14 protein-coding genes are annotated in these 14,185 nt (G+C 61.9%); 10 read left to right on the plus strand and 4 right to left on the minus strand.

Going from position 1 to position 14,185, the window contains the following annotated elements; translation table 11 throughout:
- The first annotated feature begins 23 nt into the window (after positions 1-23).
- On the plus strand, positions 24-707 hold the full coding sequence (locus ACR0LW_RS15760) for a DUF2306 domain-containing protein (RefSeq protein ID WP_480883201.1): 684 nt from the start codon (positions 24-26) through the stop codon (positions 705-707).
- On the opposite strand, the gene ACR0LW_RS15765 is transcribed toward ACR0LW_RS15760, so the two are convergent.
- From ACR0LW_RS15765 to tmpA, 3 genes are read right to left on the minus strand one after another with little or no spacing between them, the layout of a single operon-like run.
- Positions 694-1,362, minus strand: coding sequence for an ureidoglycolate lyase (locus ACR0LW_RS15765; protein ID WP_480883202.1), 669 nt, complete (start codon positions 1,360-1,362; stop codon positions 694-696). The genes ACR0LW_RS15760 and ACR0LW_RS15765 overlap by 14 nt on opposite strands.
- Positions 1,359-1,949, minus strand: a complete 591-nt coding sequence (tmpB, locus tag ACR0LW_RS15770) for a (R)-1-hydroxy-2-trimethylaminoethylphosphonate oxygenase (RefSeq protein WP_480626588.1) — start codon at positions 1,947-1,949, stop codon at positions 1,359-1,361. Before tmpB ends, ACR0LW_RS15765 begins: the two co-directional genes overlap by 4 nt.
- Positions 1,946-3,082 (minus strand): 2-trimethylaminoethylphosphonate dioxygenase, encoded by a 1,137-nt coding sequence (gene tmpA / locus ACR0LW_RS15775; RefSeq protein WP_480780714.1) that lies wholly within the window; start codon positions 3,080-3,082, stop codon positions 1,946-1,948. The genes tmpB and tmpA overlap by 4 nt, the downstream gene beginning before the upstream one ends.
- A 97-nt stretch (positions 3,083-3,179) precedes the next feature.
- Between tmpA and ACR0LW_RS15780 the strand changes: the two genes are divergently transcribed.
- Complete coding sequence (locus tag ACR0LW_RS15780; RefSeq protein WP_480883203.1) at positions 3,180-4,034, plus strand: LysR family transcriptional regulator; 855 nt, start codon at positions 3,180-3,182, stop codon at positions 4,032-4,034.
- Between the two features lie 18 nt (positions 4,035-4,052).
- On the opposite strand, the gene ACR0LW_RS15785 is transcribed toward ACR0LW_RS15780, so the two are convergent.
- Positions 4,053-4,229, minus strand: coding sequence for a DUF1674 domain-containing protein (locus ACR0LW_RS15785; protein ID WP_480883204.1), 177 nt, complete (start codon positions 4,227-4,229; stop codon positions 4,053-4,055).
- 89 nt (positions 4,230-4,318) lie between these two features.
- On the opposite strand from ACR0LW_RS15785, the gene ACR0LW_RS15790 reads away from it, so the two are divergent.
- The 8 genes from ACR0LW_RS15790 to ACR0LW_RS15825 all read left to right on the plus strand — a co-directional run bounded on the left by ACR0LW_RS15790 (position 4,319) and on the right by ACR0LW_RS15825 (position 14,105).
- On the plus strand, positions 4,319-5,575 hold the full coding sequence (locus ACR0LW_RS15790; RefSeq protein WP_480883205.1) for an RsmB/NOP family class I SAM-dependent RNA methyltransferase: 1,257 nt from the start codon (positions 4,319-4,321) through the stop codon (positions 5,573-5,575).
- A 90-nt stretch (positions 5,576-5,665) separates the two neighbouring features.
- On the plus strand, positions 5,666-7,405 hold the full coding sequence (locus ACR0LW_RS15795) for a heparinase II/III family protein (RefSeq protein WP_480883206.1): 1,740 nt from the start codon (positions 5,666-5,668) through the stop codon (positions 7,403-7,405).
- Positions 7,406-7,427: 22 nt separating this feature from the next.
- A complete protein-coding gene (gene purH / locus ACR0LW_RS15800; RefSeq protein WP_480883207.1) occupies positions 7,428-9,017 on the plus strand; it encodes a bifunctional phosphoribosylaminoimidazolecarboxamide formyltransferase/IMP cyclohydrolase in 1,590 nt (529 codons plus the stop codon).
- Positions 9,017-9,493 carry a signal peptidase II gene (lspA, locus tag ACR0LW_RS15805; RefSeq protein ID WP_170453644.1) on the plus strand — a complete coding sequence of 159 codons (477 nt, stop codon included), beginning with the start codon at positions 9,017-9,019 and terminating at the stop codon, positions 9,491-9,493. The genes purH and lspA overlap by 1 nt, the downstream gene beginning before the upstream one ends.
- A 49-nt stretch (positions 9,494-9,542) precedes the next feature.
- Complete coding sequence (locus ACR0LW_RS15810) at positions 9,543-10,058, plus strand: DUF3035 domain-containing protein (protein ID WP_170453645.1); 516 nt, start codon at positions 9,543-9,545, stop codon at positions 10,056-10,058.
- Between the two features lie 80 nt (positions 10,059-10,138).
- Positions 10,139-11,476: a M16 family metallopeptidase gene (locus ACR0LW_RS15815; protein WP_480883208.1), complete on the plus strand. Its 1,338-nt coding sequence runs from the start codon at positions 10,139-10,141 to the stop codon at positions 11,474-11,476.
- Entirely contained in the window at positions 11,473-12,783 is a 1,311-nt protein-coding gene (locus tag ACR0LW_RS15820) for a M16 family metallopeptidase (protein WP_480883209.1), read from the plus strand. The genes ACR0LW_RS15815 and ACR0LW_RS15820 overlap by 4 nt, the downstream gene beginning before the upstream one ends.
- 146 nt (positions 12,784-12,929) lie before the next feature.
- Complete coding sequence (locus tag ACR0LW_RS15825; protein WP_480883210.1) at positions 12,930-14,105, plus strand: S41 family peptidase; 1,176 nt, start codon at positions 12,930-12,932, stop codon at positions 14,103-14,105.
- The last annotated feature ends 80 nt before the right edge of the window (positions 14,106-14,185 follow it).

Raw genomic sequence — 14,185 nt, forward strand, 5'->3', positions numbered from 1 at the left:
CCCTAAGGCGCTAAGGTCTGCTTATGCGGATCCTGAAATCGCGCGTGGCAATCGGGTTGTTGTTGGCAGTGTTCTATCTGACGCTGCTGCCGTTTGTGGTGCATGGGTTCGGGATGATCGGCCTTGGGCTGTCGCACAAAGCGCCCGCGCAAAGCTATTTGTTTGCGCACAGTCAGAGCGTCGGCAACGCGGCGATGATTCTGCATATCTTTGCCGGAACGGTGTTGGTGACGCTGGTGCCCTTGCAATTGATCCGCCCCCTTCGGCAGAGGTTCAATGGGTTTCACCGTGCATTGGGAACGATGCTGATTGCGCTGGCGCTGACCACCGGGCTGGCCGGGATGACCTATATCCCCTTGCGCGGGACAATCGGCGGCCCGGTTATGTCTGCTGGCTTTTTCTTGTACGGCCTGTGCCTGTTCACCTCGGCGCTGATGTTGGCGCGCATGGCGATCATTCGGGATCGCGCGGGCCATTGGGCCTGGGGGCTGCGGCTGTTCTGGCTGGCGCTGGGGTCGTGGCTCTACCGGGTGCATTATACGCTTTGGTATCTGCTGACCGGAGGGATTGGGTCAGAGCCCGATTTCTCGGGCCCTTTCGATCTGGTGCAGAACTTCGCGTTCTTTGTGCCCTATCTGCTGATCGTTCAGATATGGATCATGCGCAATCGTTCGGGCCATCAAGGGGTGCTGGTCACACATCCCTGATCTTACCCGCCCGCAAGGGGCAGGCCAGATAGACGCCGAACTCTTTCCCGATATCTGCACTGACGCGGGCATGAACCCGTCCCTGTCGGTCGAGCAACCGCTGGTGGTCTTCGACCGGGAAAATCCCCTCGTGCCAGATGCCGGGGTGGATATAGAGCCCGCGCGAGCCGTCGCACCAGAACGCCACCACCTTGTCGGGCGTCAGGTTGTCTCCGGGCAGGGCGGCGGGGACGATGAAGGGTTTGTTGTCCAGCGGCCAGAACATCTGCCCGCCATCGGGATGATAGTTCATATGCCACAGCAAGACCTGATCGCGGGGCACGGTTTGGCGGTCTGACTGTGCCTGTTGCGGATCGGCGGACCAGCCGAGGACATAGTGACCGTTCACCGCCTCGTTTTCGCCGTACAGTACATCGCCCTGCCAGTCGCCGCGAAAGGTGCCCTCGACCCAGCCGCCTTCGTCACCGGTGCCCTCGTCGATGGGCCGCCAGCCTTGCTGCGGCCAGCGGGTGATCTCGATTTCGAACGTGTCGGGGTCATCGACCAGACAGCCATATCCTTTGACCGTCTCATCCGTCGCGCGGATTAGCGGCACCTCATGCCACGGCAACGAGGGTTTGGAACTGGCCTCGAAAATATATTCCGGCGCGCTCATGCCGACCCCAGATGCCTGTCGACCATCCGCTGCACCATCGGCGCGAAATGGGCGAAATCGGGCGTTTCCATATCGGCGCGTTTGCCGGCCTCGTCCAGATAGCGCACCTGAATGATTTCCTTCAGGTTCGGGTTGGCCTCGAATGCGGCGACTTCCTCGGCGCTCATCGGGCCGCCCTGCAATTCCAGCGTATGGACCGAGGCGGCAGACAGGCGGTTGAAATATTCGGGTTTGGTGGCGCAGAGATAGCGTTTGGCCGCCACGTGATAGCGACAGCAATCGGTGATGACCGAGGGGAAGAACTGCTCCAGCACCTCGGCCCCCGCGTCCTCGTGATGGCGGTCTTCGGTGTCGTCGGGGTGATAGGTGCCGAATTCCGAGGTGAAATGACCAATATCATGCAGCAGCGCGCCGACGATGATTTCCTCGGGCTGGCCGTTCTGCTCGGCGATGGTGGCACCTTGCAGCATGTGTTCGGCCATGGTGACGGGTTCGCCCAGATATTCCTCACCACCGCGACGCTCGAAGATGTCACCGATGAAGGCCACGATATTGTCCCGGTTCAGGGTCGAAAAATCCGGTTTCATTCCGCGGCCTCCGGCTGTGCCATCTCCATCGCTGCCAGTGTGGACAGCAACCCGTCCTTGTCGGCGTAGCAGCCCTGCAACCAGCGCGAGCCTGTGCCGGAATAGCCCAGACGCGCGTGCAGGACGCGGGTGTTATCGACGATAAAGCTTTCGCCCGGTTCCAGCTTGAACGACACGCCCATGGCCGGATCGTCGATGATCTCGCCCAATTGGCGATAGGCGGCGTAATAGGCCTCCATCTGGTCGAACGGGATGTCCACGAACGGCGCGGATGAGCGGTTGTTGAAGCGGATGGCGATCAGTTCCCCATCCGGCGACAACTCGATCATCGGGCGGCGCGAGCGCAGGCAGACGCCGTCCGAGCCCTTGTATTCGAACCGGGCGGGATAGCCTGCCAGCAGGGCAAAACCTTCGGGGTTCTGTTCACGCAGCTTTTCGGCGGCGCGGAAGCCGTCGACGACGATGGAATCGCCACCTTCGGCTGAGTTCTCAAGACAATAGAGTATTTGCAGCGTCGGCACCGGGTCGCGGTATGGGTTGTCGGTATGCGCCTGCAAACCCAGCCCGGTATAGGCGAGGTTGGTCGGGTTCACCTCAGTCCGGACCTCGAAATAGGGGCCATAGTTGGTCTCGCGCACATAGCCGAAAAGATCGGCCACTTTCAGCAGCGATTCCGGCTGGGTCGGGCCGCCGGTCAGCTTGGCGAAACCGTATTCCGCGACGGCGGCCAGCCAGCCGCGCTTGGCTTCGGGGTTGGCGTGGACCTGATCCCAATCGCCGCTGGGCGCGGCTATGCCGCGTTCCCAGGTGGTGATGCCGGGGGCGGTGCGGCCGATGTCTTGCGCATGGGCGCGGTCATAGCTGTGATCGGCCAGCCAGGTGGCGGGGAAGGTGACGGTTTTGTCTTCGGGCTGGAACGTCACGGTCAGATCGCCATTGGCGACTTCGGCGGCGCTGACCGAAATGTCGGCGGGAATATCACCGATGGTAATCAGGCGCTGGCCATTGCCCGGCGCGCGGGTTTCAGAGTCCAGCGCGTTGTCGCGCAGCCAGATGGCGTGGAAACGGGCCGTGGTGCCGGTGTCGAACGCGACAGTCACGACCGAGGTGTCATGGGTGGCGGTGCGCAGCATGGGGATCTCCTGTTCAGCGCGGCTTTGGTTGAGGAAATACGCGCCTCGTGGCATTACGACAATTAATCCTTCTTTCGGCTGAGGCTTGGAAAAACTTATGGCTAAGAAAAAGATCGGATTGCCCCCGCTGGACTGGCTGCGCGTGTTCGAGGCCGCCGGGCGGCTGGGCGGCTTCTCGGCAGCGGCGAAAGAGTTCGGCCTGACTCAGGCGGCAGTCAGCCAGCGGATCGGCAATCTTGAAGCGTGGCTGGGCCGGACCCTGTTCGTGCGCGAGGCGAGGGGTGTGTCGCTGACGGTGGAAGGCGAAAGCTATCTGCCGCTGGTGCAGGACAGTTTGCAGGCGCTGGAACGCAATACCGAGGATCTGTTCGGCAAATCTCCGCGCGAATTGCGGGTGGCCGGGCTGGCCTCGAACATCCATGCGCTGGTTCTGCCCGGTCTGGCGCGGTTTCACGACATGCGGCCCAAGGTGCGGGTGATGACCGATTCCGTGGCGCGCCGGTCCTCGCTGGATGAAGAACGGACATGGCTGCAAATCCGCTATGGTCGCGGGGCGTGGCCGGGGCGGGATGCGGAGCTAATCGCGCCCGAGGTGCTGGTGCCGATGGCCGCGCCCGGTATTGGCTGGGGCGCGCCGCTGATTGATCTGCGCGGCGAACGGCCCGGTTGGCGCGACTGGGCGCGGAAGACGGGGCAGGCAGAATTGCCTCCGTCTCAGGTCAGTTTCGATTCGATGGAACATGCCCTGTCAGCAGCCCGGCAGGGGATGGGCGTGGTGCTGGGCTCGGTGCCTCTGGCGCAGGCGGATTTGCAGGCGGGACGGCTGCGCAGGCTGGACCTGCCCGAGTTGCAGACCAAAGACGGCTATTGGCTGACATGGCCCGAGGACCGGGCCAAATCGAAAAAACAACGCGCCCTGATTGGTGATTTTCTTCAGGCGCTACGGGGCTGAGCGCCTAGGGTCCTGACCCTAGAAATCGATGGCGATGCCCTTTTTCTCCCAATCGCCATAGCGGGCCGGGTCTGGGCCGTCGCGCCCGCCCAATTCCTTGGGCATCTCTTTTGCCTTGGCCTGTTTGCGGCGTTCCTCGGCTTCGGCCAATGCGCGCTGGGCGGCTGGGGGCAGGTCTGTGCGGTCGTCACTCATGACATCGGGTTCCTTTCCGTGCAGGGGCTTGATATACGCCCCCGTCCGCCCTTGGCAATGCGGGCGAGGGTCACATCAAAGGCGGTTCCATGTCCGACAACGCAACGGCAGCGCGACGCAGCGCGATCTATCTGCTGGATCAGATTCTGGGAGAAGGGCGGCTGCTGCCCGAATGTCTGGCCGCAGGTGCGCTGGATCGGCTGGACCCCGAGGACCGCGCGCGGGCGCAGCGCCTGGCGCTGGAAACCCTGCGCGGGTTGGAGCGTGCGGATCGGCTACTGGACAACCACCTGAACCGCACACCTGCGCTGACCGTGCATAATGCCCTGCGTCTGGGGGCGATGGAACTGTGTCACGGCGAAGCCGCGCATGGCGTGGTCAATTCCATGGTCGAGATCGTCGGCCGGTCACGCAAGCATGGGCGCCTCAAGGGTCTGGTCAACGCGGTGCTGCGCAAAGTCGCCGCCGAAGGCCCTGACGCCTGGCCGAAGATGCGCGTGCCGCGCTTGCCCGAATGGCTGCGCGACCCGCTGGTTATGGCCTGGGGGGCCGAGGCCGTTGCGGGTATGGAACAGGCCCATTTCGCCGGTGCGCCTTTGGACTTGTCTCTGAAACCCGGTGCGAGCGGACCCGGTGACGCTCTGCCAACGGGGTCGATGCGGGTGCGGGATGCCGGGCAGGTGTCAGCCCTCCCGGGGTTCGACACGGGCGATTGGTGGGTTCAGGATGCGGCGGCGGCCTTGCCGGTGCGCGTTTTGGCACCCAAAGAAGGTGAGAGCATTCTGGACCTCTGCGCCGCACCGGGCGGCAAAACGCTGCAACTGGCCGCTGCCGGGGCCGAGGTCACGGCACTGGATATCTCGGAGGGGCGGCTGGAACGTGTCCGCGAAAACCTTGCGCGGACCGGCTTGAAGGCAAATGTCATTGCAGGCGATGCGCTGGACCACCAAGGCCAATACGATGCCATCCTTCTGGATGCGCCCTGTTCCGCCACCGGCACCATCCGCCGCCATCCTGACCTGCCCTTTGCCAAGGACGGCTCGGAATTTAGCGGGTTGATCGAGTTGCAGGCGCAGATGCTGGCCCATGCCTGGACCCTGCTGAAACCCGGCGGGCGGTTGATCTATTGCACCTGTTCGCTGCTGCCCGACGAAGGGGAAGTGCAGGTCGAAGAGGCCTTGGATATGTTCCCGGACATGACCATAAACCGCGACGCGCTGAACATCGACGGGGTCGAGCCGGACTGGATCACCGAAGAAGGTGGCCTGCGTCTGCGCCCCGATTACTGGCCGGATCGTGGGGGTATGGACGGGTTCTATGTCGCCTGCCTCACCAAATCCGCCTGAGCACACGCTTTTCGATGACTTGACGATCGGCACGGTCTATCGTTGGGTCTCAAGCGCCAGCAGAGCGCAAGGGGCAGAGTAACACGCGTCATGTCAGAAACGGACACCATGACCAGCCGGTGGATGCGGTTTCAGAACCGTTTTTACGCGCGCCTTAGCCAGCGGCAAAAGGCGGTCACGGGGTTTGTATCGCAGCCCGAACCGCGCACTGTTGGGTCCTTCGCCCGAGGCCGCCAACTGGTCGCCGGGAACCTGCTGTTCGCCGGTTATCTGGTCGAGGCGCAGGATACCGGCTTGTGGGAGGTCGCAGCCCCCAGCGTGGGATTTGACGATGAACGCCACGGTTTTGCATGGCTGGACGATCTGGCTGCTGTCGGTGACATGCGGGCGCGGGAAAAGGCGCAGCGCTGGGTCTGGGGCTGGATCGAGGCGCATGGGCGTGGCCATGGTCCGGGATGGGTGCCGGACCTGACCGGGCGGCGGGTCATGCGCTGGATCAACCACGCGATCTTTCTGCTGCGCGGCGTTGATGACAAGCACAGCAAGCTGTTTTTCCGATCCCTTGCGCAACAAACCTGGTTCCTGTCGAAACGCTGGCAGGCCGCCACGCCGGGCCTGCCAAGGTTCGAGGCGCTGGCCGGTCTGGTGCAATCCGGGCTGGCGCTGGAAGGGCTTGAGGCAATGGCCGATCCGGCCCTGCGTGCTTTGGCCCGCGAATGTGAACGTCAGGTGGACGCCCAGGGTGGCATTCCCACCCGCAACCCGGAGGAATTGCTTGAGGTGTTCACGCTGCTCAGCTGGACCTCGGCCGCGCTGAACGATGTGGGGCGTGGCACGCCGGTGGCTCAGGCCAATGCCATCAAGCGGATCGCTCCCACGCTGCGCAGCTTGCGCCACGCGGACGGGGCGCTGGCCCGGTTCCACGGCGGTGGGCGCGGAGTCGAAGGTCGGCTGGAACAGGCGCTTGCGCAAAGCGGGGTCAAGCATAAGGCCGCGACCGAACTGCCGATGGGCTATGCAAGACTATCCGCCGCGCGGACGACTGTGATTGTCGATGCAAGCTCTCCGCCCGCTGGGGCCGCGTCACTAAACGCCCATGCCTCGACACTGGCTTTTGAGGTGACCTCGGGCCGTCGCCCTTTGATCGTGAATTGCGGGTCCGGGGCCAGTTTCGGGCTGGACTGGCGGCGGGCGGGTCGGGCGACCCCGTCCCATTCGACGCTGTGTCTGGACGGTTATTCCAGCGCAAGATTGGCCAAGCCGACACCGGGCAGCGAGCATCAGGCGCTGGTGGACGCCCCGCGCGAGGTTCCGGTTGAGTTCGAAGACGCATTCGAAGGTATTCGCTTTATGGCCGGGCATGACGGCTATTCCAAAACCTTCGGTCTGACCCATGCCCGCACATACGAGCTGCGCTTTGACGGGCGAGAACTGACTGGCGAGGATATTCTGCTGACCGCGACCGACAAGGCCAAGCGGCAATTCGACAAGGCGCTGGACGCATCCGGCTTATCGGGTATCGGGTTTGACATCCGGTTTCACCTGCATCCGGACGTCGATGCGGCCATTGATCTGGGCGGTGCGGCGGTGTCGATGGCGCTCAAAAGCGGTGAGATTTGGGTGTTCCGCCACGATGGCGTTGGAAAATTGTCTGTCGAGCCAAGTGTTTACCTTGAAAAAGGCCGTCTGAAGCCACGCGCGACAAAACAGATCGTTCTATCTGGCCGCGCAATGGAGTATGCGACGCGCATCCAGTGGACGTTGAGCAAGGCGCAGGATACAGCCTATGCCGTGCGCGACATTCACCGGGACGAGCCCGAGTTTGACTGACGCCAAAAGGACCTTTGGACCCATGACCGACCTTCACCCCGTGCGCCGCGCGCTGCTTTCCGTATCCGACAAGACCGGTCTGATTGATCTGGGAAAGGCATTGGCCGGGCGCGGGGTTGAACTGCTATCGACCGGCGGCACCGCCAAGGCGCTGCGCGATGCGGGGCTTGAGGTCAAGGACGTGAGCGAGATCACCGGCTTCCCCGAGATGATGGATGGCCGGGTGAAAACCCTGCATCCGATGGTGCATGGTGGCCTGCTGGCGCTGCGCGACAATGACAGCCACGTAGCCGCGATGGACGAACACGGGATCGGTGCCATCGATCTGCTGGTGGTGAACCTCTACCCGTTTGAGGCCACCGTGGCCAAAGGTGCCGACTATGACACCTGCATCGAGAACATCGATATCGGTGGCCCGGCGATGATCCGTGCGGCCTCAAAAAACCACGCTTTCGTCAATGTGGTGGTGGATGTGCAGGACTATGACGCCCTGCTGGCCGAGCTGGAGGCCAATGATGGTCAGACCTCTTACGCTTTCCGTCAAAGTCTGGCGCAGACGGCCTATGCCCGCACCGCCGCCTATGACGCCGCCGTGTCAAACTGGATGGCCGATGCGCTGGCGGCCGAGGCACCGCGCCGCCGCGCCTTTGCTGGCGAGTTGAAACAGACCCTGCGCTATGGCGAGAATAGTCACCAGCAGGCGGCGTTCTACACTGACGGCACGAACCGCCCCGGCGTGGCGACCGCCGTGCAGCATCAGGGCAAGGAACTGAGCTACAACAATATCAACGACACCGACGCCGCCTTTGAACTGGTGGCCGAGTTCGATCCCGCCGACACCGCCGCCTGCGCAATCATCAAGCACGCCAACCCCTGTGGCGTGGCCAAGGGTGCGACTCTGCTTGAGGCGTATAAGGCCGCGTTTGACTGCGACCGCACCTCGGCCTTTGGTGGCATTGTGGCGCTGAACCAGCCGCTGGATGCCGAAACCGCGCAGGAAATCACCGGCATCTTCACCGAGGTTGTGATCGCCCCCGGTGCCTCGGACGAGGCCAAGGCGATCTTTGCCGCCAAGAAAAACCTGCGCCTGCTGACGACCGAGGCGCTGCCGGATGTGACCACCGGCGGCAAGACCGTGCGTCAGGTGGCGGGCGGTTTGCTGGTGCAGGACAAGGATAACGGCTTTGTCGGCATGGATGACCTGAAGGTTGTTACCAAGAAAGCCCCGACCGCGGACCAGATGCGCGACCTGCTGTTTGCGTGGAAAGTGGCTAAACACGTCAAGTCCAACGCCATTGTCTACGTCAAGGACGGCGCGACCGTGGGCGTGGGCGCTGGGCAGATGAGCCGTGTGGACTCGGCGCTCATAGCGGCCAAAAAGGCCGAGCGCATGGCAGACGTGCTGGGTCTGCCGCAACCGCTGACCATCGGTTCGGCTGTCGCGTCTGACGCGTTCTTCCCCTTCCCCGACGGGCTGATGGAGGCGGCGCAAGCCGGTGCAACCTGCGTCATCCAACCCGGCGGCTCGATGCGGGATGATGAGGTGATCGCGGCGGCGGATGAGGCCGGTCTGGCCATGGTCTTCACCGGCATGCGTCACTTCCGTCACTGATGTCGTATCGGCTGTTCTACTGGGCCGCGTTTTTGGCCATCGCGATCGACCAGATCAGCAAGTTTCTGGTCGTTCGTGTCATGCGCGTGGCGGAACAGCCCGGCGGTATCGATGTGCTGCCGCCCTTGGTGGTGTTCAAATACGGCGAAAACCGCGGCATCAATTTCGGCCTGTTTCAGGGCGATTCCGATGCCGCGCGCTGGGTTTTGATCGGCATTTCGATTGCCATTTGTGTTGCCGTTTTTGTCTGGCTGCGGCGTACCACGCCGTCGAAACTGATGCTGATCTGCGGCGGTCTGTTGATCGGCGGGGCCTTGGGGAATGTGGTGGATCGGGTGCTGTATGGCTTTGTTCTCGATTTCCTGAACATGTCGTGTTGCGGCATCAACAACCCCTATGTCTTTAATCTGGCGGATGTTTTCGTCTTTGCGGGCGCGATCGGGCTGGTTTTGTTCGATGGAAAAAAGCCCTCGTGACGCGCCCAAGGATATGCGATAAAACGGCCCAAACAGGCTGGAGACTCTGATGCGGTTGTCGCGCGCCCCAATTGCTTTGATCTTTGCCGTCGCTGTTGCGGCGTGCTCGAACTCTGGTTTGCGCACGCTGGAACCGCCGGGGCAGGGGCCCGATGAATTCTCGGTCCTGCCGGTCAAACCGCTGACACAGCCACAGGATTATGCGTTCCTGCCTGCGCCCACTCCGGGTGGGGGCAACCTGACCGATCCGAACCCGCAGGCTGATGTGGTTGCGGCGCTGGGCGGAAACGCTGGCGCGCTGAACCCGAACGGGGCGGTTCCTTCGTCTGATGCCGCGCTGGTGGCTGCATCGGGCCGTTACGGTGTGCCGCCTGATACGCGTCAGGTGGTTCAGGCCGAAGATGATGCGTTCCGCAAACGCCGCGGCCGTTGGACCGGCCTGCGCCTGTTCCCTGTGGATCGGTACGCACAGGTCTATGAGCGGCAGTCGATCAACCCGCAGGCTGAAACCGAAGCCGCCCGCCGCGCAGGGTTTGAGACACCGTCGTCACCGCCGGATGAATAATTCTTAACTTTCTGTCATCTCCCTTGAACCTGCCGCGCACCACCGTAGCTTTAGTCGGATAACGAAACGGAGGATGCCCCATGGTTCGGGCCCTTGCCCTGTCGGCTGCCCTGATCGCCGCGACGCCCCTTTTTGCGGATGAGGAAGAGGCGGTTACAACCTTCACGCTGGACAACGGCATGGACGTCGTGGTGATCGAAGATCACCGCGCCCCTGTCGTGCAACATATGGTCTGGTATCGCGCGGGGTCTGCCGATGAACCCGTCGGCTCGTCCGGTGTTGCGCATTTTCTGGAGCATCTGCTGTTTAAGGGCACGGACACGCTGGCCCCGGGTGAGTTTTCGGCCACCGTGGCGGCCAATGGCGGCAATGACAACGCCTTCACCTCGTATGACTATACCGCCTATTTCCAGCGTGTCGCCGCCGACCGGCTTGAACTGATGATGCGGATGGAAGCAGACCGGATGCGCAATATCCGCCTGTCGGAAAATGACATCCTGACCGAGCGCGACGTGATTTTGGAAGAACGCAACCAGCGCACCGAGAACAATCCGCGCGCCCTGTTCGGCGAGCAGATGAACGCGGCCCAGTACCTGAACCACCGATACGGCGTACCGATCATCGGCTGGAAACACGAGATGGAGACGCTGGATATGGAGGACGCGCTGTCCTTCTACGAAACCCATTATGCGCCCAACAACGCCATTCTGGTCGTGACCGGGGATGTGGATTCAGATGAGGTGCGGGCGCTGGCCGAAAAGTACTATGGCGTGATCCCGGCCAACCCGGACCTGCCCGAACGGGTGCGGTCGCAAGAACCGCCGCACACCGCCGAACGCCGCCTGACCTTCAAGGACCCGCGCGTGGCGCAGCCATATGTGCAGCGCAGCTATCTGGCCCCTGAACGCGATCCGGGCGCGCAGGAAACGGCAGCGGCCCTGTTCCTGCTGGCGGAACTCTTGGGGGGCAGCACAACCTCTTACTTGAATGAAAAGCTGCAACTGGATCAGCAGATCGCCGTCTATGCCGGGTCCTTCTACCGCGGGGTTTCGCTGGATGACACGACCTTTGATCTGCTGGTGGTTCCAGCCGAAGGCGTGTCCCTGCAAGAGGCCGAGGATGCCATGGATCGGGCCGTGGCCGATTTCATCGCCGAGGGTGTGAACGAAGAGGATCTGGACCGGATCAAGATGCAGCTGCGCGCGTCCCAGATCTATGCGCGCGACAATGTGGACGGCATCGGCAACCGCTATGGCCGGGCCCTGACCAGTGGTCTGACGGTCGAGGACGTGCAGGCCTGGCCCGATATTCTGCAAGCGGTGACGGGCGATGAGATCATCGCCGCCGCGCGCGACGTGTTGCAACGCGAGGCGTCGGTCACCGGCTGGCTGATGCGCGAAGATGAGGTGACGCAATGAAACGGTTTTTTGCCCCCCTGATCGCGCTTTTGTTCGCTTTACCGGCCTGGGCCGAGATCGAGATCAAAGAGGTCACCTCGCCCGGGGGCATCACCGCCTGGCTGGTCGAGGATCATTCGATCCCCTTTACAGCGCTGGAACTGCGCTTTCGCGGCGGAACATCGCTGGACGATCCCGACAAGCGCGGCGCGGTTTACCTGATGAGTGGGCTGATTGAAGAAGGTGCCGGAGACATGGATTCGCGCTCCTATGCGCGTGAATTGGAGGCTCTGGCCGCATCGTTCAGTTACAACGCCTCGGATGACAGCGTTTCGATCTCGGCCCGGTTTCTGACCGAAAACCGGGATGAGGTGACGGATCTGTTGCGGACCACCATCCACGAGCCCCGGTTTGATCAGGACGCGGTGGATCGGGTCAAAGCGCAGATTGTGTCGGCGCTGCGGTCGGATGCGACCGATCCCAATGACATTGCGGGTCGCAATTTCTCGGCCATGGCCTATGGCGATCACCCCTATGGGTCCGAAGGGAAGGGCACCATAGAAAGCGTCTCGGCCCTGACGCGTGATGATGTGGTCGAGGCCTATGGCAATGTCTTCGCCAAGGACCGTCTGTATGTCGGCGCGGTCGGAGACATCACAGCCGAGGAATTGGGTGCGCTGCTGGACAATCTGCTGGCCGATTTGCCGGACACCGGAAAGCTGATCCCCGGCAAGGCCGATGTGACGATCGAGGGCGGCATCAGCGTGGTCGAGTTCGACACGCCGCAATCCGTGGCCCTGTTTGGCCATGAAGGCATGGATCGCGACGACCCGGATTTCTTCCCCGCCTTTATTCTGAACCACATTCTGGGCGGCGGCGGGTTCGAAAGCCGCCTGATGCAGGAGGTGCGCGAAAAGCGGGGTCTGACCTATGGGGTGGCAACCTATCTGGTGCCCAAGGATCTGGCCTCGGTCTATCTTGGCTCGGTGTCTTCGGCCAATGACCGTATTGCCGAAGCGGTCGAGGTGATCCGCGCCGAATGGGCCCGCGCCGCCGACGAAGGCGTGACCCAGAAGGAACTGGACGACGCCAAGACCTACCTGACCGGTGCCTATCCGCTGCGCTTTGATGGCAATGGCCAGATCGCTGGGATCATGGTCGGGATGCAGATGCAGGGCCTGCCCATCGACTACATCGCCACCCGCAACGACAAGGTAAACGCCGTGACTCTTGAGGATGTGAACCGTGTGGCCAGCGAACTATTGGACCCCGAGGGCCTGCATTTCACCGTGGTGGGCAAACCAGTGGGTTTGGATACCACAAATTGAGTCAGGGATAACCCGGACCCGGCTTCCTACCGGAAGTGTTGCTGTTCAAGGGGCAGCGGCTCTGCGGTCCGCCAGATCTTCTGGACTTTAGTGTCAGCGCAGAGCCCAGTCTGGACATCGTCCATCAGTTCTGCGCACCGTGACGTATGTCGCTGACGCAAGACTTTGCGCTAATATTGGAAACTGCCCTGCCGACCGATCCCAGCTTTCGGCGGATCGACCAAACAGTGATAGACAACTGCATCAGTGACACCCGACGATGCGTATTCGAGGGGTCCAAAGAGGATTTTCTGTTTTCCGCGATGCGCCTGTTGGCACTTCCCGACAACGGGCACACACGGTTGATTCCAAACGATGGCATCTCGGTGCTTCCGCTGAGATTTGTAAGCGTCGGGACGGGCCACCATTTGGTTGGTGCAACACCAGAAATAACCGCGCCACGAGGAGAGTTGATTGCCGTCAACGGCGCACCTTTGGGGCAAATCGAAGCCGCCTCAAGACGTTTTCTGGCGGGAACGCGCCAAAGGAAACGGGTCATCGGATCGATCCTTCTTGCGTGGCCATACGCTCTGGCTCGCTTGGGTTTTGCCTCAGTGGACGATACGACCGAGTATCGCGTGCAGGACGAGAACGGGCAGATAGCCGATATCAAACTGGAGAACGGGACTAGGGTTCCTGCATCAACGCTCTACCCGCGAAACGAGCATGGCAGGGCTGATCCGGCCTGGGAACCCGAAACCTTTGTGGGCATAAAGGACTGGCACGAACTTGGGCTTTCAATTCTGTTGCCAAGTTTCTTTGATCCGGGCGAACGTGATCTGCCTGAAGCCATTTCAGATGCAGCGGACCGCGTAGGTGCCTGCTCAAACAAAACACTCTTAATTGACGTTCGCGGAAACACTGGCGGCAATTTTCTTCTAGCGATGCCGTTGATCGACGCAATCTCGCAAAGCGCAAGCAAGCAGGTTGTTGTGCTTGTCGACAAATTCACGTTCTCTGCCGCGATCGTGTTTGTTGCCATCCTAAAGCATCGTTTGGGAAACAGGCTCAAACTCATCGGGGAAGAAATGGGCGATGGGTTGGTATTCTTTGCCGAGGGCGGGGTGCTGGAGTTGCCGACCAGCGAGGCGGTCGTGCGATACTCTTCAGCCTTTCACGACTGGCAGAACGGAACGTATGACGACACCACACCACCCGAGATCGCGCGGCAAATCGTACCCGCAGGAGCGCTGAAATTGGATAGGGAATGGGTGGTAAGACCTACTGATGAGGATGCACAAGGCGCGTTCCATCAACAAGTTCTGAAAAGCGTAAGCAATTAGGCGAACCGCAGAAAGCCCCGCGCAGATTTCTGCGAGGCTGCTCCGTTTAGTAAGAGCGTTGTGCCCGGGGTTGCTTTGGA

Source organism: Ruegeria sp. N4, from assembly GCF_056531425.1.

Coding starts and splice junctions, on each gene's coding strand:
- ACR0LW_RS15820 (WP_480883209.1), top strand. CDS start 11,473: ATGAAACGGTTTTTTGCCCCCCTGATCGCGCTTTTGTTCGCTTTACCG.
- ACR0LW_RS15785 (WP_480883204.1), bottom strand. CDS start 4,229: ATGAGTGACGACCGCACAGACCTGCCCCCAGCCGCCCAGCGCGCATTG.
- ACR0LW_RS15810 (WP_170453645.1), top strand. CDS start 9,543: ATGCGGTTGTCGCGCGCCCCAATTGCTTTGATCTTTGCCGTCGCTGTT.
- ACR0LW_RS15790 (WP_480883205.1), top strand. CDS start 4,319: ATGTCCGACAACGCAACGGCAGCGCGACGCAGCGCGATCTATCTGCTG.
- lspA (WP_170453644.1), top strand. CDS start 9,017: ATGTCGTATCGGCTGTTCTACTGGGCCGCGTTTTTGGCCATCGCGATC.
- ACR0LW_RS15760 (WP_480883201.1), top strand. CDS start 24: ATGCGGATCCTGAAATCGCGCGTGGCAATCGGGTTGTTGTTGGCAGTG.
- ACR0LW_RS15765 (WP_480883202.1), bottom strand. CDS start 1,362: ATGAGCGCGCCGGAATATATTTTCGAGGCCAGTTCCAAACCCTCGTTG.
- purH (WP_480883207.1), top strand. CDS start 7,428: ATGACCGACCTTCACCCCGTGCGCCGCGCGCTGCTTTCCGTATCCGAC.
- tmpB (WP_480626588.1), bottom strand. CDS start 1,949: ATGAAACCGGATTTTTCGACCCTGAACCGGGACAATATCGTGGCCTTC.
- ACR0LW_RS15780 (WP_480883203.1), top strand. CDS start 3,180: ATGGCTAAGAAAAAGATCGGATTGCCCCCGCTGGACTGGCTGCGCGTG.
- tmpA (WP_480780714.1), bottom strand. CDS start 3,082: ATGCTGCGCACCGCCACCCATGACACCTCGGTCGTGACTGTCGCGTTC.
- ACR0LW_RS15815 (WP_480883208.1), top strand. CDS start 10,139: ATGGTTCGGGCCCTTGCCCTGTCGGCTGCCCTGATCGCCGCGACGCCC.
- ACR0LW_RS15795 (WP_480883206.1), top strand. CDS start 5,666: ATGTCAGAAACGGACACCATGACCAGCCGGTGGATGCGGTTTCAGAAC.
- ACR0LW_RS15825 (WP_480883210.1), top strand. CDS start 12,930: ATGTCGCTGACGCAAGACTTTGCGCTAATATTGGAAACTGCCCTGCCG.